Source organism: Enterococcus sp. DIV2385 (assembly GCF_051711925.1).
Classification (GTDB): domain Bacteria; phylum Bacillota; class Bacilli; order Lactobacillales; family Enterococcaceae; genus Enterococcus; species Enterococcus faecalis.
The window spans coordinates 1462196-1482001 of record NZ_JBIONV010000001.1; the positions used below are offsets into that span (position 1 = coordinate 1462196).

24 protein-coding genes are annotated in these 19806 nt (G+C 37.6%); 6 read left to right on the plus strand and 18 right to left on the minus strand.

Translation table 11 applies throughout. The annotated features are described in order from the left end of the window. Positions 1–70: 70 nt before the first annotated feature. From IGM04_RS07185 to IGM04_RS07205, 5 genes are all read right to left on the minus strand, one after another. Positions 71–289, minus strand: coding sequence for a YozE family protein (locus IGM04_RS07185; RefSeq protein ID WP_002357449.1), 219 nt, complete (start codon positions 287–289; stop codon positions 71–73). A 5-nt stretch (positions 290–294) separates the two neighbouring features. After that, positions 295–810 (minus strand): peptide-methionine (S)-S-oxide reductase MsrA, encoded by a 516-nt coding sequence (gene msrA / locus IGM04_RS07190; RefSeq protein ID WP_002357448.1) that lies wholly within the window; start codon positions 808–810, stop codon positions 295–297. A 16-nt stretch (positions 811–826) separates the two neighbouring features. Next, complete coding sequence (locus IGM04_RS07195) at positions 827–1480, minus strand: YpmS family protein (protein ID WP_002357446.1); 654 nt, start codon at positions 1478–1480, stop codon at positions 827–829. Continuing rightward, a complete protein-coding gene (locus tag IGM04_RS07200; protein ID WP_002371086.1) occupies positions 1473–2372 on the minus strand; it encodes an SGNH/GDSL hydrolase family protein in 900 nt (299 codons plus the stop codon). Before IGM04_RS07200 ends, IGM04_RS07195 begins: the two co-directional genes overlap by 8 nt. Positions 2373–2475: 103 nt before the next feature. After that, entirely contained in the window at positions 2476–3318 is an 843-nt protein-coding gene (locus tag IGM04_RS07205) for a DegV family protein (protein WP_002357444.1), read from the minus strand. Between the two features lie 131 nt (positions 3319–3449). Between IGM04_RS07205 and trhA the strand changes: the two genes are divergently transcribed. Then, positions 3450–4103, plus strand: coding sequence for a PAQR family membrane homeostasis protein TrhA (gene trhA / locus IGM04_RS07210; protein ID WP_002357443.1), 654 nt, complete (start codon positions 3450–3452; stop codon positions 4101–4103). A 193-nt stretch (positions 4104–4296) separates the two neighbouring features. Then, the gene (locus IGM04_RS07215; protein ID WP_002360203.1) at positions 4297–4494 is read left to right on the plus strand and encodes a hypothetical protein; all 198 of its coding nucleotides are present in this window, start codon (positions 4297–4299) and stop codon (positions 4492–4494) included. Between the two features lie 106 nt (positions 4495–4600). Here IGM04_RS07215 and IGM04_RS07220 read toward each other — a convergent pair whose 3' ends face one another. From IGM04_RS07220 to IGM04_RS07260, 9 genes are all read right to left on the minus strand, one after another. Then, positions 4601–5113, minus strand: a complete 513-nt coding sequence (locus IGM04_RS07220; protein WP_002357441.1) for an adenine phosphoribosyltransferase — start codon at positions 5111–5113, stop codon at positions 4601–4603. A 2-nt stretch (positions 5114–5115) separates the two neighbouring features. Further along, positions 5116–7428, minus strand: a complete 2313-nt coding sequence (gene recJ / locus IGM04_RS07225) for a single-stranded-DNA-specific exonuclease RecJ (protein WP_002409460.1) — start codon at positions 7426–7428, stop codon at positions 5116–5118. Between the two features lie 154 nt (positions 7429–7582). Further along, complete coding sequence (locus IGM04_RS07230; protein WP_002357439.1) at positions 7583–8050, minus strand: LapA family protein; 468 nt, start codon at positions 8048–8050, stop codon at positions 7583–7585. Between the two features lie 16 nt (positions 8051–8066). Further along, the gene (locus IGM04_RS07235) at positions 8067–8855 is read right to left on the minus strand and encodes an SDR family NAD(P)-dependent oxidoreductase (RefSeq protein ID WP_002364028.1); all 789 of its coding nucleotides are present in this window, start codon (positions 8853–8855) and stop codon (positions 8067–8069) included. After that, entirely contained in the window at positions 8856–9797 is a 942-nt protein-coding gene (rnz, locus tag IGM04_RS07240; RefSeq protein ID WP_002360200.1) for a ribonuclease Z, read from the minus strand. 214 nt (positions 9798–10011) lie between these two features. Continuing rightward, complete coding sequence (locus IGM04_RS07245) at positions 10012–10578, minus strand: hypothetical protein (protein WP_002357436.1); 567 nt, start codon at positions 10576–10578, stop codon at positions 10012–10014. Between the two features lie 120 nt (positions 10579–10698). Next, positions 10699–10944 (minus strand): KH domain-containing protein, encoded by a 246-nt coding sequence (locus tag IGM04_RS07250; RefSeq protein ID WP_002357435.1) that lies wholly within the window; start codon positions 10942–10944, stop codon positions 10699–10701. An 11-nt stretch (positions 10945–10955) separates the two neighbouring features. After that, entirely contained in the window at positions 10956–11231 is a 276-nt protein-coding gene (gene rpsP / locus IGM04_RS07255) for a 30S ribosomal protein S16 (protein WP_002357434.1), read from the minus strand. Positions 11232–11377: 146 nt separating this feature from the next. After that, positions 11378–12181: a GNAT family N-acetyltransferase gene (locus IGM04_RS07260; RefSeq protein WP_179189122.1), complete on the minus strand. Its 804-nt coding sequence runs from the start codon at positions 12179–12181 to the stop codon at positions 11378–11380. A gap of 141 nt (positions 12182–12322) precedes the next feature. Here IGM04_RS07260 and IGM04_RS07265 point away from each other — a divergent pair, with 141 nt between their 5' ends. Beyond that, positions 12323–12877, plus strand: coding sequence for an NADPH-dependent FMN reductase (locus IGM04_RS07265; protein WP_002357432.1), 555 nt, complete (start codon positions 12323–12325; stop codon positions 12875–12877). Positions 12878–12994: 117 nt separating this feature from the next. After that, positions 12995–13750 (plus strand): MerR family transcriptional regulator, encoded by a 756-nt coding sequence (locus IGM04_RS07270; protein WP_002377293.1) that lies wholly within the window; start codon positions 12995–12997, stop codon positions 13748–13750. Positions 13751–13823: 73 nt separating this feature from the next. On the opposite strand, the gene ffh is transcribed toward IGM04_RS07270, so the two are convergent. The 3 genes from ffh to IGM04_RS07285 form a co-directional block, all read right to left on the minus strand. After that, positions 13824–15242, minus strand: a complete 1419-nt coding sequence (gene ffh, locus IGM04_RS07275; protein WP_002360194.1) for a signal recognition particle protein — start codon at positions 15240–15242, stop codon at positions 13824–13826. A 4-nt stretch (positions 15243–15246) separates the two neighbouring features. Next, positions 15247–15585, minus strand: coding sequence for a putative DNA-binding protein (locus IGM04_RS07280; protein ID WP_002357429.1), 339 nt, complete (start codon positions 15583–15585; stop codon positions 15247–15249). A gap of 83 nt (positions 15586–15668) precedes the next feature. Continuing rightward, positions 15669–16133, minus strand: a complete 465-nt coding sequence (locus IGM04_RS07285; protein ID WP_086317911.1) for a DUF523 domain-containing protein — start codon at positions 16131–16133, stop codon at positions 15669–15671. A 162-nt stretch (positions 16134–16295) separates the two neighbouring features. On the opposite strand from IGM04_RS07285, the gene IGM04_RS07290 reads away from it, so the two are divergent. Next, entirely contained in the window at positions 16296–17006 is a 711-nt protein-coding gene (locus tag IGM04_RS07290) for a response regulator transcription factor (protein ID WP_002360193.1), read from the plus strand. Further along, positions 17003–18778, plus strand: a complete 1776-nt coding sequence (gene pnpS, locus IGM04_RS07295) for a two-component system histidine kinase PnpS (RefSeq protein WP_086317912.1) — start codon at positions 17003–17005, stop codon at positions 18776–18778. Before IGM04_RS07290 ends, pnpS begins: the two co-directional genes overlap by 4 nt. A 40-nt stretch (positions 18779–18818) precedes the next feature. On the opposite strand, the gene IGM04_RS07300 is transcribed toward pnpS, so the two are convergent. Beyond that, entirely contained in the window at positions 18819–19709 is an 891-nt protein-coding gene (locus IGM04_RS07300) for a phosphate ABC transporter substrate-binding protein PstS family protein (protein ID WP_002374731.1), read from the minus strand. Positions 19710–19806 lie beyond the last annotated feature (97 nt).

The window sequence follows — 19806 nt, forward strand, 5'->3', positions numbered from 1 at the left end:
CGTCACTACTTTTGTTTACTATAACATGAATGAAAAAAGAGGAAAAGCTTTGTTTGCTTTTCCTCTGGATTTATTTATTGTTTTCAAGGTACTTTTCCCATAACTCATCAAAGATGTCCATGTTGCTTAAATAGTCAGCATTCATTTCTAAATAAGAAGAAAGTTCATGATAATCCTCGGTTTGTTTTGGAAACTGAATATCTTTGGCCGCTTCATTGGCAAAATCAGTTTCAGGATCTTTAGCCGGACCTTTTAATGTCATTAAGTAATGGTAAAAGCTTCGTCTCATGTAAATTAATCACTCCATTTTTCTTCAATAAATTCACTTCTACGTTGATGGGACAATCCATAACGCAAAGCGTCTTTTTTATAAAAGTCTTGATGGTATTCTTCAGCAGGATAAAATGGTGCTGCTGGTTCGATGGTGGTAACAATTGGTTCTGTAAAACGGCCGCTATTAGCTAGACGTTCTTTACTTTTCTCAGCAATTTCTTTTTGTTCTTGAGAACGATAAAAAATAACTGGCCGATAATTATCGCCGCGGTCTTGAAACTGACCGAAAGCATCAGTAGGATCTGTTTGTTGCCAATAAATATCCACTAATTGTTCGTAAGAAATAATCGCTGGATCAAAAGTGATTTCTACTGCTTCCGTATGGCCTGTTGTGTGTGTTAGAACCTGTTCATATGTTGGATTAGGCACGTGCCCACCTGTATAACCCGAAACAACTGAGATAATTCCTGGTTGTGTATCAAAAGGCTGCACCATACACCAGAAACAGCCGCCTGCAAAAATTGCTTTTTCTTCCATCTCTAACACTCCTTTTTTATTTCTCTTTTGGCAAGTATATATTCATCCGAATGTCATCGTCAACTAAATTAATCTTTTCTGCTCGAACAAATAGACCATTTTGCATTCTAAACTGATCTAAACGTAATAAAACAGTTTGATCATCTGGATTGATTTCAACCCATTTAGGTAGTTTGTAAGAACGTTTAGCAAATTTCAATACTTCTTTAATTGGCAAGCCTAACGTTCCTATAGATAAACTTTTTGCTTTTAATTGTACATTACCATTCGCCATCACGTAAGGATCAAAATATAAGTAAAAAGGAATGTCATGCCCTAACACCTGAAATGTTCCATTTAATAAAGCATCATTTTCTAAATAAAATTTATATTTAATCTCCGAACCTTTTTGAAAATCGGCTAAATAAAAGTCAATCAGTTTGTTCACTTGTTGTTTTTTTGACTGAATGGTGACGACTGGCTCGCCTTCTTTTTCAACAATTGCTGGTATTTTCTTTAAATCTGGTTCGCGAACTTGTGTTGCTCGAAATGTCACGAAAGCTACACTACCAATGACTAAACCCACTAGAACAAGAAAAGCGATTTTCCAGGGATTTCGTTTAAGATTGGTTGGTTGTGTCTTTTTAATTGATTTACTTGTTTTTGGCTTTTCTTCATTCATTTTATTCACTACCTTCTGATTTGGTTATCCATTCTTTCTCTGTCTTGACCATTTCATCCCGGACAGCTCCGGCCATAATTTGGTAGCCAAGATTATTCGGATGGAAGCGATCTTCTTCATATAACAAATTGTTTAAATCCTCTTTGCTAGCACTACTTCCTGTAGTTTCTGAGTCACCACCAGTTACGCCAACTTCATCGCCACGACCTTTATAGAGTAAATCATTGATAGGAATGAAATAGGCTCGTTTTTGCTCTTGAACCATTTCTTCGGTTGCTTGATTCCAGTTATCAACGATTTCTTGCATTTCTGTAATTTCGGAAAAGTTTAAGTAGAAGGGATTGTAAATTCCTAAGACATAAATAGGGGCCTTCTCGTTGTACTCTCGGATTTCTTCAAGTAGTCGTCTTACTCGGCGTTGATAGGCTTTTTGTGGACGATTGAACGAGCTGACTTTCAAGTCGAAAATATTACTACTAATTACTTTCATTAAGTCATTTCCACCAACCGTTAGCGTAATCACGTCCGCAGAGGCAAGGCCCTTTTGAATTTCAGGTTTCTCTTTGATTCGTTTTAAAATTTGATCACTACGATCCCCATTTTTCCCAAAATTGTCTGTTTGAACACCGTTTAAGTTGTAGTGTTCTTTTAAATCATCTGCCACAATAGGAACAAAACCTCCACTATTCGTCAAATCGCCAATTCCTTCAGTTAAAGAATCACCGATAGCTGTATAATGAATGACTTCTTTTTGATTTTTTTGAGCAGTTGTGGCCACTTTCTCTTGCTTTAATAGTGGCTTTGCTTTGGGGATGGTCACACTTAACAATGTAAAAACACCTAGCGCAATGAGGATAGGTGTTAAGACGGTCAGCAAAATATGCTGTGTTTGTTTTTTCATCTTCGTCACTTCCTTTTAAATAAACCAACAAGAAATTTTCCTTTTCTTGTTAGAAAGAGGTTGCGTCTACTCATTTAAGAGCGAGACCCAACCTCGTTATTTCTTAGTCTGTATAGTACATAATAGCAAAGGCATTTTTTCCTGTATGTGTTGCAATGACTGGATTCGTATGTAATACGGGAATATCCATGTCTTTAAAGATTGCTTGTAATCCTTCTTTGAATCCATTTGCTAGTTCTAGCCCATCCGCATGAGAAATGCCAATTTGTCGAACATTTGGAATCTTACTTAATTCTGATTTCAATTCGTCAAACCATTTATTAAACGTTTTAACGCCTCGGCCTTTCGCTACAGGAATCAATTCCGTATTTTCAAAGTCCATGACAACTTTCATATTAAAAATGTTTGATAATAATCCTGTTGTACGGCTGATTCGTCCACCTTTAACCAAATTATCTAATGTTGAAATGCCAATGTATAATTTAGTATTTTGTTTGACGCGTTCAATTTCAGCTAAAATTTCTGGAACACCCGCTCCCGCTTGTGCCAATTTTGCTGCTTGAATGACTTGGAAAGACAAACCTTGGTCTGTAAAATCACTATCAATCACCGTTACTTTACTTGATGATAAGTTACTAGCTTGACGGGCCGCTTCAACCGTTCCACTTAAGCCTTTTGTCATGTGAATCGAAATTACTTCACTGCCATCTTCACCTAAGCGATCATATAATTCTACAAATTCACCAATTGGTGGTTGACTGGTTTTGGGTAAGGCCTTCGCATTAGCCATCATGTCCATAAATTTTTCGCCTGGCAAATGATCATCATCTGGATAAACAACGCCATCAACCATAATTGATAAAGGCATCATATGGATATTTAATTCATCTCTAAGACTTTTTTCCATCGTACATGAAGAATCCGTTACGATTTTAACGTTTGTCATAAATTTATCACTCTTTCTTTAAAAGGAACCTGTTTTCATGGTAGAATACCATTAAACGGTTAATTATCTAGTTATAGTATAACAGACACTGCCGAATTTTTCATCAAATTAAAATAAAGGAAGTGAATTTATTGGAAAAAACGCATTTCTCAAAAAAATACCTAATCGTGAACGAAGTCTTAAATGCAGTTACACATGGCATAGGCGCAGGTTTAAGTATTGCTGGCTTAGTCATTTTACTTGTTAAAGGAGCTCGTTTAGGCTCACCGATTCACGTGGTATCTTATGCTATTTATGGCTCCATGTTGATTCTACTTTTTTTATCTTCAACGTTATTTCATAGTTTAATTTTTACAAGAGCCAAAAAGGTCTTTCAGGTCTTCGATCATAGTTCTATTTTCTTATTGATTGCTGGTAGCTATACGCCATTTTGCTTAATTAGTATTGGCGGTTGGTTAGGTTGGACCTTATTTAGTTTAGTCTGGTTAATCGCCATCGTCGGTATTGTCTATAAATCCCTCACGTTGCATAAACAAGAAACAGTGAAAAACATTTCAACGATTATTTATATTGTTTTAGGTTGGCTCTGTATCATCGCTGCTCGTCCGTTATATGAATCTCTTGGGTTTACAGGAACAGCGTTATTGGTCGCAGGGGGTGTGTCTTACACATTAGGTGCAGCCTTCTATTCATTGAAAAATGTGCGGTTTATGCATGTGGTTTGGCACTTGTTCGTCATGCTTGCAGCGATCCTCATGTATTTTTCTGTTCTCTTTTATACGTAATCGCAGCACAATAAGAACACGATGCTCAAAGCATCGTGTTCTTTTATTGCCCTAAATCTCTTTATTATAAAGGATTATTCCTCTTTTCGAATTATTTTAACATAAATTAGTAGAAAAGACTTTACAAAACGAACGTACATTCGTATAATAACAATACGAACACTCGTTCGAATCAAATGAAGAGGTGATACACATGGAAGCAATTCGTCGTGTTGGATTTTTATTTTTTGTATTGGTTATAGGTATTTTTTTGGGAACATTAGGATTACGTCTTGCTTTTATGATCGTGACGCCGTTATTTATTCTTTGGTTTATGTCATGGGATGAGAAGCGTTATACACGTACACGTAAACAACAGCAAGCAAGATACGTTTATCGTAAGTTCCCTTAATAAATAATAAAACGGTGTGTTCCCCCCAAGCTATGCTCCGTTTTTATAAATATGTCAAAGAAAGAGCGAAGGATTAAATTCCTTCGCTCTTTCTAATTAAATTAGATTAGTATTCCATTAAGGTAACAATATCGTAGCCATCAATTTTATCACGGCCATGTAAATCCATTAATTCAATTAGGAACGCACAACCAACCACAATACCACCTAATTGTTCGACTAATTCGATGGTTGCTTTAATTGTACCACCAGTTGCTAACAAGTCATCACAAATCAAAACACGTTGACCTGGTGTGATGGCATCTTTGTGCAACGTTAATGTATCTGAACCATATTCTAAGTCATAAGTCACTTCGATGGTTTCACGAGGAAGTTTTCCTTTTTTACGAACCGGAGCAAAGCCAACCCCTAGTTCATAAGCCACTGGACAGCCGACAATAAAGCCACGAGCTTCCGGTCCTACAACCATATCAATTCTTTTTTCTTTCGCGTAATCCACGATTTGTTTCGTTGCTTCACGGTAGGCATCCCCATTAGCCATTAATGGAGAAATGTCACGGAACACGATCCCTTTCTCAGGATAATCTGGAATGCTTGCAATGTAATCTCTTAAATCCATTTTTATTTGTCCTCCTCATTCCACAGCCATTGTTGTATTGTTTGACAATCACTGTAAAGTAGAAATTCTTCTGTTTTTATTTTTTTCAATCGTTGTTGGTACACTTGACTTTCAGTCAATGGTCGATTGTCGGGTTTCTCAATACTGTTTAAAACACCGCTTTCTATTGTAACAAATCCTAAGTCAAAAAACACCTGTATCATGAAAATTAATAATTTTTCTTGGATATTTAAGTAATTTGCCACCTTCGATAGCTGGGAACGTAGATTTACTTCTTTTTGCTGCAAAATAAATTTATACAATGTTGCAAATTGTTCACGTGAAGCCATACCGTTTAAATAAGCTTCTTCTGGTGAAATAAACATCATGTATATACGTTGTATCTCAGTTGCTTCAACAATTTCTTTAACCGTGATTGCTTCCACAGGACAGTCGACAAAAACCAGTTGTTCGATTTGATTTTGAGAAACAGCTTCCACCAATTCTTCTTGGTTTGACCAAACAATAATATTAGCGGTTGGATCTGAAATGAATTTTTGATTTTTTTCATCAAACAAAAGATAAGCTGTTGCTTCTGAAGGAATTGGTTTCGTTTGATTATTTTTGCCACGAAAATCAAATAATTGTCTTCCCAATACAGCAAAATCAGTCACCATTAATTGTGGTTTCTTACGACCATTCCATTCATTGATGGAAAGTTGGCCTGCCACATCGGCGGTTCCTTGTGCTAGTTCATCCGCTTGAGGCCCCATTTGAAAAGCAATTGCATCCAATTGTGCCCCTTCTTGATTCATTTGAAATTTCAGATGTGCATTATCTGCACCAATTTGCCGAATTTGCGTAGGCGTGATTTCCTTAAATACAAAAGTTGGCACAGTATTATCAGTCCCAAAAGGCGCCAAAATACGCAATTGATCAATAAAAGTAGTCGTTGCCTGCGAAACCGCTAAGCTCTCACTAATGAGCAACTCTTGTCCATTAGCCATATCAATTTGATTTTTTTCAATAAAGTGTGCCAAATGTTCTTGAACAAAAGGAATATTTTCAACAGGTAAAGTCATTCCCGCTGCCATATGATGCCCACCAAAATGAGTGAATTGCTCACGCACTTCGTTCAACGCCTCATAGAGATTCAATGCGCTAATGCTACGTCCAGAGCCTTTAGCGGTCGTACCAGATTCATCTATTGCTAAAATAATGGTTGGTTTCCCCGTTTCTTGCATAATGCGGCCCGCGACAATCCCTAAGACGCCTTCATGCCAGCCTTGTTTCGCTAAAATATGGACCGGCGCATTCGGGTCGATTAAATCCAGGGCTTCTTTGGCAATCGTCGTTACAATGTCTTTTCGTTCATTGTTTTGTTGATCAATATATTTAGCGATTTCCAGCGCTTGTTCTTCATCAAATGTAGTCATCAATTCAACACCTGGTGCAGCTTCCCCTAATCGACCTAATGCGTTTAAACGAGGTCCAATGGTAAAGCCAATTGATTCTTCTGAAATAGCTTCCTTTTTCACACCCGCTTCTTGTAATAAAACGTCTAAACCAATTCGATCACCAGTTTGAATCATTTGAAGGCCCATTTTGACAAACGTTCTATTTTCATCGGTTAATGAAACCAAGTCAGCAATTGTCCCAATTGCTACCAAATCTAATAACTCAATTGGCAATTCACCAAGTAACGCAGTAGCGACTTTGAAAGCCACACCAACACCAGCTAAATCTCCAAAAGGATAGTCTCCTTGCGGATGTCTAGGGTGGACAATCGCATAGGCTTCTGGTAATTGTTCAGGCAATTCATGATGGTCAGTAACGATTACATCTACTCCTTGTGCCATAGCGTAGTTAATTGCTTCATGTCCGGCTACACCATTATCAACGGTTACAATTAATTGGACTCCTTGTTCAATTTGTTCAGCAAATACGTCTTTATTAGGCCCATATCCATGAACAAAACGATTCGGTAGAAAGTACTGAACCATGCCACCGACTAATTCGATTGCTTCTTTCATAACCGTGGTACTAGTGATGCCATCTGCATCATAATCCCCATAGACAAGGATTTGTTCACCCGCTTCGACGGCTTGCTGGATGCGGGCTACCGCTTTCTCCATATCATGCATTAAGAACGGATCATAAATATCTTCGATAGTCGGATGTAGAAACTTACGTAATGCTTCTTCTGTCCGGATATTGCGGTGCCATAAAAGTTGGCCAATTAATGGATTAATTTCTTCTTTTTTTAATTGTTCTATAAATTCTACAGGTAATTCTGTCTTTGTCTGTAACTGCCATTGATAGTTTGATTTTTTCACGACGTCACTCCTAACCAAGTAATTATAGCAAAATTTTTCCAAAAACTAAAGAAAGCATTTTTTTAAATCTGAGAAAAAAACTGTGATATCTGTTAGATAAATAGCAGATATCACAGTTTTATTTTAAAAGAAACTTAGTGATAAAGTCTCTTCCTTATTTTTGTTCCTCTTCATTCACACGAGGTTTCACATAACGATCAATACGACTACCTGACACAGGCGTTGCGTCTACTTCTGTGTTTGATGTTTGTTCGTTGACCACTGGTTCTGCGACTTGTGGTGCTGCCGCTTGTTTGGCTTGCAAATCAGCCAATTGATTATCAAAAGAACGTTGAACTTTTTCCGTTTCTTCTTTGACTAATTTATCCATATCATTTTTATAAATATCCAACTCTTTTTGTACAGCTTTTAATTCCTTACGTTGGTTCCAAATGGTGGTTGTGGAGGTTAGTAACCCAACTAGTGCGCCAATAATTGCAGAACCTAAAATAATTAAGATTAACGGTCCACTAATTTTAGTAAAACCAAAGTTTACTGGAACAGCTTGATTATTTAAAACAGCAAAAATAACAACAATTAAGACCAACACAAGGCCCAAAATAACACGCCATTGATTTTTCATGACTTGATCGACTCCTTTATTTTTTATTTAAAATATTTCCCGCTATGAAATCTCCTAAATGTGGAAACAATGTATAAAAGCGGGCAGCTGCTTCCATGACAAACGGACGATTAATCTCACGTCGAGAAGTCCCCATACTCCCAACCACTTCTTTCGCTAATTTCGTAGGGTCTAAAACAATTTTATCCACCGCAGCTAGATAAGTGCCTGTCGGGTCCGCCTTATCAAAGAATTCTGTTTGGATTGGTCCTGGATTGACAGTCGTTACTGCTACACCCAACGGTTTCAATTCTAAACGTAAAGCATTTGAAAAACCTAACACAGCAAATTTCGTTGCAGAATAAACGGTTGATTTAGCTGTAGCCATCTTCCCAGCCATTGAAGCAACGTTGATAATATGTCCTTGCCCAGCTTCAATCATTTTAATAGCTACTTTTTGAGTAAACGTCATCATTCCTAGAACGTTGACATCAAACATTTGGCGTGCAACAGCCAAGTCAATTTCAACAAAATTTTCAAACAAGCCAAAACCAGCATTGTTGACTAAAACATCTATAGGACCAACTTCTGCTGAAATAGCTTCAACCACACGTTCAACGCTTTCTGGATCGGCAATATCTAATTGATAAGAAAATGCTTCTCGTCCGCTCAAAGCAGCACACTGCTCGCGAACTTTACCAATCAAATTAATTCTGCGGGCGCAGACAACGACGACCGCCCCTTGTTTAGCTGCTTCATAACAAATTTGTTCACCTAAACCAGCTGAACCTCCAGTTACGACAACGACTTTATTTGTTAAATCCATCTAAGCTCCTCCTTCATTGGCAAATGGAATCTCAATGATATCCATATCTTTTACGATTTTTGTATTGGGGAAAATTTCTTGGGCTTCTTCTTGAAGCTGATAGGCCTCTTTGGTTAAATAACGGGCACTAATATGCGTTAAGATAAGTTGTTTTACTTGCGCTTCTTTTGCAACTTCAGCTGCTTGTTGACTGGTTGAGTGGAAGTAGGCTTTTGCCATTTTTGCTTCGTGTTTATTAAACGTACTTTCATGGACTAAAACATCCGCTCGTCGTGCTAAGGTTACACTATTTTTAGTTTTGCGAGTGTCTCCTAAAATCGTCACGATTCGTCCAGGTTTACGCTCTCCCACAAACGCTTGTCCATTAATTTCCTGTCCATCAAAAACAATCGTTTCACCACGTTTGAGTTTGCCATACAATGGCCCAGAAGGAATCCCTAAAGCTTGAAGTTTCTCTACTTGTAATTCTCCTTCATGCGCTGCTTCCTCAATTCGATAGCCAAAGCTCGTGATGCCATGGTCCAAGATATTACAGCGAACAGTGAATTGTTTATCTTTAAAAATAACGTCATTTTCTTTCGTTAATTCAATAAATTTCAGTGGATAGGACAACCGCGATTGCGAGACCCGTAAAGAAGTCTTGACAAAATCAGCAATCCCAACTGGTCCATAGATTTCTAAAGGTTCTGTCCCGCCCTGAAAAGAACGACTACTTAACAAACCAGGTAAACCAAAAATATGATCCCCATGTAAATGTGTAATAAAAATCTTTTCAATTTTTCTTGGGCGAATACTACTTTTTAAAATTTGCAATTGAGTCCCTTCCCCACAATCGAAGAGCCAAACTGCATTTCGTTCATCTAATAATTTCAACGCAATCCCTGTGACATTGCGATGTTTTGCTGGCACACCAGCGCCTGTTCCTAAAAATTGTATTTCCATCTGCTACCATACTTTCTTTTAAACTTCCTTTTTATTTTAGAAGAAGTTTGCTCCTTTAGCAAATAATAATTTATCTATTTTCTCAAAGTTTTCTTCTTAGTTTACCGTATTTTACGATAAAATAACAAAAAATTAGCAAACTACCATAAAAAACCGTGATTTCTTAGTATTTTAAAAGACTGTTTCCCTTTATTCAGAAAACAGTCTTTGATCCTTATTCTTCTTTCGATGTCGCTTCTTTGTGTTGTTCTTTTTTTGCTTGCCACGATTGTTTCGCTTCATTTGCAACTTCGTTCGCATCGTTAATTTCTTGTTGGACTTCCTCTAAATCAAGCCGCGTGATTTCGCCACCTAAGTCAAACATAACCAATTGGTTGAGCGGACGGTTGTCTTCTTCTTCTGCAATTAATAACAATCCCGTTTGTCCTTCATCAATCTTTTGAATCACATGTTCAAAAACTGTTTGTGCTTCTTGAATTTCTTTGGCGTCTTTGCTTGCACCATACATACTTCCAGCAAACCAGCCAAAAAGAATGCCCAGAGGACCACCTAATATGCCTACTAGCATCCCAATCATGCTATCTTTTGATGTATGATTGTTGCCTGTAAAATCGATAAAATCATTGATTTTAAATTGATGCTGGCCATCATTAACATGCGTAACAACCGCCATTTGCTCACCTTTAAGCTGTCTTTCTGCCTGCATCTTTTTTATTTCGGAAAATGCTTGGTACGATTTACTTTCAATATCAAAGTTCATAATGATAATTCGTTTTGCCATACAAATCACTCCTTTATTCTGGATACATCTATTTTAGCAAGAAAGGCCTGTCTCTAGCAATGAAAACTTTTTGGTTATGTATAAAAAAAGAAGATAGCTAGGCTACCTCCTTGTTAATGCTTATTTACCATCAAGAATATTTAAACGGACCTTTTTCGGACCATCGATACGTACACTATAAACAATTGTCCGAATTGCTTTTGCAACACGCCCTTGTTTACCAATGATACGTCCAATATCTTCTTTGGCCACAGTCAAATTATACTCGAGGAAATCAGTTGATTCCTCAATTTCTAATGAGACTGCTTCAGGTTGACTGACTAACGGACGGACAATAGTTAAAATTAACTCTTTCACATCTGCCATATTCAATCACCTTATTTCTTAACGTTTTTAGCTTCATGATGTTTTTTCATAACGCCTTCTTTTGAAAGGATGTTACGAACTGTATCAGAAGGTTGCGCACCTTTAGATAACCAATCTAAAACTAAATCTTCTTTTAAAACTACTTCTGCAGGGTCTTTCAAAGGGTTGTAAGTACCTACAGTTTCGATGAAACGTCCATCACGAGGAGAACGAGAATCAGCTACTACAATACGGTAAAAAGGACTCTTTTTAGAACCCATACGTTTTAAACGAATTTTAACTGCCATTATTAAATACACCTCCATTAACTTAATCACAAGAGTTAGTTTAACAGATTAACAACAACCTGTAAAGAGTTTTTTCTTGACACCTTTACTTTTTTTCAATTTTTTTAGCCAATTTGCAGGAAAACAAACGAAATAATGAAGAATTTTTACAAAATTTGATAATAGTTGTACTGGTTTCTCACTTGAAAGCCTTCTGTTTGATAGAGATGAAGCGCTGCTTGATTTTCTGTTTCAACTTCTAAAAAAATAGTCGCTGAGGCTGAATTTTCTAAAATCATTCGGAGCGCAGACTGTAACACTTGACGGCCAAGACCGCGACCTCGTTGCGTTTTTGTCACAACAAAGCCATAAATCCCCCATTCGTTTTCAAAATGATCCAAACGTAGCGTGGCTAAAAGTTGATTGTTTTCTTTATAAATAAGTGTTCGTTGAAGGTCTTCCGGCAAAGGCGTACCTTCGAGTAACCTAGCCAAGGAATGCAAATCAGCCACTTGTGGTCGGAGAAGTGTCAGCTTCGCCAACGCCTGTGAGTAAGTTTCTCTTTGAAAAACCAGATACTGTTCTGAAAAAGCTGGCACAATTCCTTGTCTATTAAAATAATTCAGACCAACAGATTGCTTGTCGTCCATCACGAGAAAGACTTCTTTCATTCCCCACAAAGCTGCTTGCTTTTCGAGTTCTTGAACAAGTTCTTCAAAAAATGGCCCTACATTTGGCGCAACAATCGTCGCTTCCAAGGTTTCCCCATCAAAACAATACCCTACGATATATGCTTGAATGGTTTGTTCCTTCCTGTATAAACCATAATAAGTATAAGCTGATTCCTCAGGAAATGTTTGTTCCAATTTATAAAAAGTTCCTTGTTTAATCATTTCCTTGTTTCTTAATTCAGTCAATGTTTGTTTCTCCAACGGTGTTAACTGTCGGCGCCAATTTATTTTTTTATTCAAGCAGTTGCTCCTTTACTCATCCTTTTACTAGCTATTATACGTGAAGTTACGAAGTTCAACAATGTACAAGGATAAAACGTTTGCGCTTTTTTTGAAAAAGTACTATCATAAAGTAAGTAAAAGAAAAATGGAGGGATTTACATGACAAAAAAAATTGGTATTTTTGTAGGGAGTTTAAGAAAAGATTCATTTAACAAATTGGTAGCAAAAACAATGGCGGACTTATTTCCAGCTGATTTCGAACCTGTTTTTATTAACATTGGTGATTTAGAATTATACAATCAAGATTTGGATGATGAAGGAACCCCCACCGAAGCTTGGACAACATTCCGTGAAGAAGTTAAACAAGTAGATGGCGTAATGTTTGTAACACCAGAATATAACCGTTCAGTACCAGCTGTTTTAAAAAATGCATTGGATGTCGGTTCACGTCCGTATGGCGAAAGCGTTTGGGATAAAAAACCAGGACTTGTGGTGAGTGTTTCACCAGGTGCAATTAGCGGATTTGGTGCGAACCATCATTTAAGACAATCATTAGTCTTCTTAAATGTTCCAACTTTACAACAACCTGAAGCCTATATTGGCGGTATTACGAACTTAATTGGTGAAGATGGTAAAATTATTGATGGCACTGTTGGTTTCTTACAATCAATTGTAGATGCTTACGTGGATTTCTTTAATCGCTTAACTGCCTAATTGAATCAATCGAGAAAAAGTGAGGCAACTTTTTACAGGTTGTCTCACTTTTTCTATTTTTTTGCTTGACCCTCTCGTTACGTAAAGGTTTATGATAGATTTTGTCAGGAGGAATGAATGATGGAATATACAATTAAAAAAATGGCTTCACTATCTGGCGTCAGTGCACGGACGTTAAGATATTATGATGAAATTGGTCTTCTTCAACCAGCCAGAATTAATTCTTCTGGTTATCGAATTTACGGGCAAGCCGAGGTGAATCGTTTGCAACAAATTCTTTTTTACCGTGAATTGGATCTGAAACTAGATGAAATTAAAGAAATTTTGGAGCAACCTGACTTTAATGTTGAACAGGCTTTATACGAGCATCAACAAAAACTATTGGAAAAGCGCAATGAAATTGATCGTCTTTTAGCCTCTGTTCAACAAACCTTACACCATTACAAAGGAGAGATAAACATGTCAGATCAGCAAAAATTCGAAGCATTCAAACAACAACGAGTTCAAGAAAACGAAGAAAAATATGGTAAAGAGATTCGGGAAAAATATGGCAACGAAACGATTGAACAAGCCAACAAAAAATATTTAAACTTGACGGAAAAAGACATGCAAGCAATGCAGAACGTGGAAAAAGATTTATTTTCTAAGTTAGCCATGTATCAAAAATCACCCAAGTTGACTAGTCAACTTGCGCAAGAAATTTTCCAATTACACAAAGATTGGTTAATGTACTCTTGGTCAAGCTATTCGCCAGAAGCACACAAAGGGTTAGGCCTTATGTATGTTGGCGATGAACGATTTACGTCATATTATGAACAACACGGTGCTGGTTTTGCCGAAGCGTTAAACGCAATTATCCAAAACTACGCTTAAACAGAAAGTGCGCCATCAGTCTCTTCGACTGATGGCGCACTTCTGTTTCTTACGATAATTAACTAAAGCCTGTTTATCTTTTTTTCTTTTTCTTCTTTTTGTTTTTCTTCATCATACGATTCATGGCCATTTTACCTAACTTGCCTTTAACACCGCCACCTAGCATTTGATCCATACCAGGAATGTTCATATCCCCTTTGGACATTTGTTGCATCATTTTTTTGGATTCTTTAAATTGTTTAATCATACGATTGACTTCAACCACACTATTTCCTGAACCAGCTGCAATTCTGCGGCGGCGACTAGGATTTAATAGATCAGGATTTTCACGTTCTGCAGGGGTCATTGATAAGACCATCGCCCGTTTCCGTGCCACATCTTTTGGATCGACTTTGACATTTTCAATACCAGGCATGTTACTCATTCCAGGGATCATTTTTAATAAGTCTTCAATCGGTCCCATGCCCATAACTTGATCCAATTGCTCAATGAAATCGTTAAAGTCAAAACTGTTTTCTTTCATTTTTTGAGCAAGTTCTTCTGCTTTTTTCTCATCGTAATCTTGTTGCGCTTTTTCAATTAGCGTCAACATGTCCCCCATACCTAGGATACGACTCGACATACGATCGGGATGGAAAATTTCTAAATCGGTTAATTTTTCACCAGAACCGACAAATTTAATCGGAGCGCCCGTTACTGCCCGAATTGACAGCGCAGCCCCCCCACGAGTATCGCCGTCCATTTTGGTAATAACAACCCCAGTAATTCCAAGCTGTTCATTAAAACTATCTGCAACGTTGACAGCATCTTGCCCCGTCATCGCATCAACAACTAACAGAATTTCATTGGGATTAGCCAACTCTTTAATTTGTTTCAATTCGTCCATTAAAGCTTCGTCAATGTGTAAACGGCCGGCCGTATCAATTAAGACATAATCATTTTTCTTTTCTTTTGCTAATGCTAACCCTTGACGAACAATTTCCACTGGATTAGCATCTGTTCCCATATCAAAAACGGGAACTTCTAATTGTTGACCTAAAACCTTCAACTGATCAATCGCTGCTGGACGATAAACGTCACCAGCGATTAAAAGCGGACGAGCGTTTTCAGTTTTCATTAAGTGTTTGGCTAATTTACCAGTAAAAGTTGTTTTACCAGCCCCTTGTAACCCTGTCATCATAATCACTGTCGGGATTTTTGGAGATTTATTCAGTTCAACCGTTTCTGAACCTAACGTTTTCGTTAATTCTTCATCAACAATTTTTACAATTTGTTGGGCTGGTGATAAGCTTTCTAATACTTCGACTCCTACTGCCCGTTCTCTGACACGTTTTGTGAAATCTTTGACCACTTGTAAATTAACGTCGGCTTCTAATAAAGCCAAACGGATTTCTCGCATCATTTCTTTTACGTCGGCTTCGGAAACTTTTCCCTTACGACGGATTTTACTCATTGCCTGTTGTAGGCGGTTTGTTAAACTCTCAAAAGCCATAGTTTCATTCCTCTATTTCTTGAATTTGTTCAATATATTTTTTGATTTCACTATCTTTGGGATAAGTTTCTTGAACATACTGCTGTAGTTGTTCAAGATATTCTTTCCGTACAACATAGTTTGAATAAAGATGTAACTTTTTTTCGTATTCTTCTAAAATTTTTTCGGTTCGTTTAATGTTATCATAAACCGCTTGGCGACTAACCTCATATTCTTCCGCAATTTCTCCTAAAGAAAAGTCATCAGCATAGTAAAGCTCCATATAATTCATCTGCTTTTCCGTTAATAATGTCGAATAAAATTCAAATAACGCATTCATGCGGTTTGTTTTTTCCATTTCCATGAGCCGTGCTCCCATCTTCAATCCCTTATAGGTTACCGATTTCATAGGGAATAGTCAATCTTTTTTTACTAAGTTTTTACCTTTTAAAAAGAAATGTCCGCAAGTTGCCATGCTTCTTCAGAATAAACGGTCATTCCTTGTTGAATAAAATAAGCAGTTGCGACTCCAACTCCAGCTTTTTTAATGCCAGAAAATTGTCCATCATAAATCAGCTGGCTGCCACAGCTGGGACTTTTTTCTTTCAAAATCAAGGTTGTAATTTGTTGGGCTTTTAATTTTTGATACGCGCGTTGTGCCCCTGCTTTAAATGCCACAGTCACATCTTCCCCGTTATCCGTATATACATAAGCAGTATTCGCCCAAACATCAAAGCCATCCCCGCCAATGATTTCTGCTGGCGGACGTGGAATAGGCAACTCTCCTAAAACTTCGGGACAAATCATTATTGCTTTTCCATTAGTTATAAGTTGTTTTAACGCTTCTTGTTCTTGAGATTTTCCATCGTAACGGCAACAAATCCCACCTAAGCAACTACTAATACCAATCATTCGCTTCTCCTCATTTCATTTCTCTATTATACCATGAGTTGACTTTTCTCAAAAGTAGCATTCTCGCTTACTTTAAAGTACGTTCTTCCTCTAAAAATATGTTAAACTAACAATAGTGAAATATACACTTATTTTCAGAAATTTCTTGAAGGAGTTATGTAAATGAAAAAAGTTCTTGTCGTCGATGATGAACCATCGATTTTAACTTTGTTAACCTTTAATTTGGAAAAAGAAGGCTATCAGGTGACTACTTCCGAAGATGGTAAAAACGGCTTCGAATTAGCTTTGTCTAATCAATATGATTTTATAATTTTAGATGTAATGCTTCCTGGTATGGATGGCTTAGAAATTACCAAAGCACTTCGTCGAGAAAAAATTGACACGCCTATTTTGATTTTAACTGCCAAAGATGAACAAGTAGATAAAATCATCGGCTTAGAAATTGGGGCAGATGATTATTTAACAAAACCTTTTAGTCCCAGAGAAGTCCTAGCACGCATGAAAGCTATTTTTCGTCGTTTAAAACCTACCACGACCGAACCGCTTCAAGAGGACACACCTAAAGCTCCGCTTGTGATTGGCGAGATTCGTGTGGATGAACAAAATTATGAAGTCTTTGTGCGCAATCAGCCCATTGAACTAACACCGAAAGAATTTGAATTACTCGTTTACTTCATGAAACGCAAAGATCGGGTCATTAATCGGGAAACCTTGTTGGAACGAATTTGGCAATATGACTTCGCTGGACAAAGTCGCATCGTCGATGTCCACATTAGTCATTTACGTGATAAAATCGAGCCCGATCCCAAACGGCCCGTTTACTTAGTAACTGTCCGTGGCTTTGGCTACCGTTTTCAGGAGCCAAAACGATGAAAAAGAGACTGCGGATTGAATATTTTTTAGTTGCGGCAGTCATGCTTTTATTATTTGTCGGGAGTATTGCAGCGACCAATTTTTTCTTTCAAAAAGAAATGGTTGCTCAGCAAGAAACCTATTTAAGAAGAAAAAATACCCTTTTAACAGACCAGTTGCCCCCTTCCGTTTTCGAAAAAGGGCAACTGACAAACCAACAACAACTCCTTGTCACCCATGCGTTAGATGATGCAGAAGAACGGGTAACTTTGTTGCAAAAAAATGGTACCGTCTTTTTTGACAGCAGCCAAAATGAACCGCTAGAGTCGCACAAAAAACGACCTGAAATCGCTGCGGTTCTATCAGGAGCTGCCTATGGTTCAGCCTTACGAAAGAGTAAAACGTTAAATAAAGAACTTCTGTACGTTGCCACGCCTGTTTTAAAATCAGGAGAAATCGTTGGCATTATTCGGATTTCGGAACAAACTGCGCTATTTTCTAAAAATATCCAATCTTTTCGTCGCTATATTATCTTTACATTTGGCATCTTGTTCCTACTAATTACCTTGTTTATCTTTTTACTGTTACGGCAAAAAAATCAACCGCTAGTGACTGTCTTACCGATTCTGAAACGAATGCTTAAACATCCAGATGAAAATCGATCCATTATCCAGCAATCTTCTGAATGGAATGAACTTTACGAAACTATTAACCTACTGAGTCAACAAGTAAGTCAAACGTATAAAGCGTATACGTCTGCGGATGAGCAATTTCACGAACTTTTAGATGAGTTGATGATTGGTGTCTTTATCATTGATACGCAAGGACGGCTTCGTCTGTTGAACCCTAAAATGCAGGAAATGTTAGGACTCTCTGCTAAAAATATGCAAAGCAATTATCTCGAAGTGATTCAAGACTCCGATTTGATTCATTTAATCCATCAAGTCGTTGCTGAAAAAAACAGTTTACATCAAGAAATCACTGTGACACAAGGACCCACACCTTTACGATTAGATCTTTCTCTTCGTTACTTGGATGATCAAAGCGCCAATGATTATCAAGTGTTAGGAATTGCCTATGATTTAACGCGCGTTCGCCAACTAGAAAAAATGCAAAAAGATTTTGTATCAAACGTGTCTCATGAATTAAAAACGCCTGTCACTTCTCTTTTAGGCTTTACCGAGACACTCATAGACGGCGCCAAAGAAGATCCGGAAGTCCTTAATCAATTTTTGCACATCATGCAAAAAGATGCCCAGCGTCTGCAACAATTAATTCAAGAAATTTTAGAACTTTCTCGGGGCAGCGCAACAATTCCTTATGCAGAACAAGAAATTACTTTAGAAAAATTTATTACAGAAATTCTCGGTTCTTATCAGCAACAATTGGCAGCAAAACAGCTTAAAACAGTCGTTCATGGTCTGCCAGAGAGCCAGTTTTTCACCAAATACGAATTGTTTTATCCAATCGTGAAGAATCTAATTGAAAATGCCATTCAGTATTCCCAAGAAAATGGTCAGATTACTATTTCTTATGCTATTGAAAATCAGCAATTACGTTTATCTGTTCAAGATACTGGCATTGGCATTAGTCAAAAAGACCAAGAACGGATCTTTGAACGGTTCTATCGTGTCGATAAAGCACGTAGCCGTCATTCTGGTGGCACCGGTCTAGGTCTAGCTATTGTCCAAAATTACACAGAATTATTAGGCGGTAAAATCGCCATTGATAGTCACTTAGGCTTAGGGACCACTTTTACAATCACCTTGCCTTTAACAAAAAAAGAAGCCTAAAAAAACTCAGCCAATCCTGTTTATTGGCTGAGTTTTTTGTTTATTTTTCAGTTACTTTTCCATTTACATCACGTTCTACTTGCATATCTGTGATGGCTAAATAACCTAAGTCTTTGACAATTGTTTTTTGAACATCATCGGTGACCATATAGTCTAAGAAGGCTTTTACATCTTTATTAGGCTCCCCTTTTGTATACATATGTTCATAAGACCAGATTTTCCATGAATTGTCTTTCACGTGTTCTTCTTTTGGTTCAACACCATCAATGCTTAAGGCAACAGTGGAATCATCCATATAAGAAAAAGCTAAATAGCTGATTGCTCCTGGTGTTTGTTCAACAATTTTACGAACTGTTCCCGAAGAATCTTGTTCTTGTGATTGAACTGGTTTAGCTCCATCTAAGCCCCATTTTTCAAATGTTGCTCGGGTGCCACTTCCGTTTGCGCGATTTATTACGACGATTTCTTGATCTTTGCCGCCCACTTCTTTCCAGTTTTTGACTTTGCCAGTAAAGACATCAATCAATTGTTGCTTCGTTAAATTCTTCACGCCGACTTCTTTGTTGACCACTGGTCCCATACCGACCACGGCCACCCGATGATCGACTAATTTAGAGGCATCCACGCCATCTTTCTCTTCGGCAAACACATCGGAATTTCCAATGGTCACTGCGCCATCTGCAACTTGCGAAAGTCCTGTTCCGCTGCCGCCACCTTGGACAGAAACTGTATAATTGGGATGTTCTTGTGTAAATTGATCTTTCGCAGCATCTACTAACGGTTGTAAAGCGGTGGAACCAACAGCGACAATTTTAACTGGTTTGTTACTATCCGCTTCGCTGGATTTTTCAGTTGTGCCTCCTTGAGCTCCGCACCCAGTTAATAATAACCCTAGACTCAGCATAGTTGCTGCAATTACACGTTTTTTCATCTTTGCACTTCCTTTTCAATTAGTTACAAGTTTAGTCTACCAAGACTCTGTTAATTCTGTTTCAATTAAATGTAAATAAAAGGTAAAGGTGTGTAAA

Bases quoted from the DNA above. Each gene is read 5' to 3' on its own strand.
- rnz (WP_002360200.1), bottom strand. From the start codon at position 9,797: ATGGAAATACAATTTTTAGGAACAGGCGCTGGTGTGCCAGCAAAACAT.
- IGM04_RS07270 (WP_002377293.1), top strand. From the start codon at position 12,995: ATGATGGAATATACAATTAAAAAAATGGCTTCACTATCTGGCGTCAGT.
- IGM04_RS07290 (WP_002360193.1), top strand. From the start codon at position 16,296: ATGAAAAAAGTTCTTGTCGTCGATGATGAACCATCGATTTTAACTTTG.
- IGM04_RS07235 (WP_002364028.1), bottom strand. From the start codon at position 8,855: ATGGATTTAACAAATAAAGTCGTTGTCGTAACTGGAGGTTCAGCTGGT.
- IGM04_RS07245 (WP_002357436.1), bottom strand. From the start codon at position 10,578: ATGGCAAAACGAATTATCATTATGAACTTTGATATTGAAAGTAAATCG.
- IGM04_RS07200 (WP_002371086.1), bottom strand. From the start codon at position 2,372: ATGAAAAAACAAACACAGCATATTTTGCTGACCGTCTTAACACCTATC.
- rpsP (WP_002357434.1), bottom strand. From the start codon at position 11,231: ATGGCAGTTAAAATTCGTTTAAAACGTATGGGTTCTAAAAAGAGTCCT.
- IGM04_RS07280 (WP_002357429.1), bottom strand. From the start codon at position 15,585: ATGGAAATGGAAAAAACAAACCGCATGAATGCGTTATTTGAATTTTAT.
- IGM04_RS07220 (WP_002357441.1), bottom strand. From the start codon at position 5,113: ATGGATTTAAGAGATTACATTGCAAGCATTCCAGATTATCCTGAGAAA.
- IGM04_RS07285 (WP_086317911.1), bottom strand. From the start codon at position 16,133: ATGATTGGTATTAGTAGTTGCTTAGGTGGGATTTGTTGCCGTTACGAT.
- IGM04_RS07205 (WP_002357444.1), bottom strand. From the start codon at position 3,318: ATGACAAACGTTAAAATCGTAACGGATTCTTCATGTACGATGGAAAAA.
- IGM04_RS07230 (WP_002357439.1), bottom strand. From the start codon at position 8,050: ATGAAAAATCAATGGCGTGTTATTTTGGGCCTTGTGTTGGTCTTAATT.
- IGM04_RS07185 (WP_002357449.1), bottom strand. From the start codon at position 289: ATGAGACGAAGCTTTTACCATTACTTAATGACATTAAAAGGTCCGGCT.
- IGM04_RS07250 (WP_002357435.1), bottom strand. From the start codon at position 10,944: ATGGCAGATGTGAAAGAGTTAATTTTAACTATTGTCCGTCCGTTAGTC.
- msrA (WP_002357448.1), bottom strand. From the start codon at position 810: ATGGAAGAAAAAGCAATTTTTGCAGGCGGCTGTTTCTGGTGTATGGTG.
- IGM04_RS07215 (WP_002360203.1), top strand. From the start codon at position 4,297: ATGGAAGCAATTCGTCGTGTTGGATTTTTATTTTTTGTATTGGTTATA.
- pnpS (WP_086317912.1), top strand. From the start codon at position 17,003: ATGAAAAAGAGACTGCGGATTGAATATTTTTTAGTTGCGGCAGTCATG.
- IGM04_RS07265 (WP_002357432.1), top strand. From the start codon at position 12,323: ATGACAAAAAAAATTGGTATTTTTGTAGGGAGTTTAAGAAAAGATTCA.
- IGM04_RS07300 (WP_002374731.1), bottom strand. From the start codon at position 19,709: ATGAAAAAACGTGTAATTGCAGCAACTATGCTGAGTCTAGGGTTATTA.
- ffh (WP_002360194.1), bottom strand. From the start codon at position 15,242: ATGGCTTTTGAGAGTTTAACAAACCGCCTACAACAGGCAATGAGTAAA.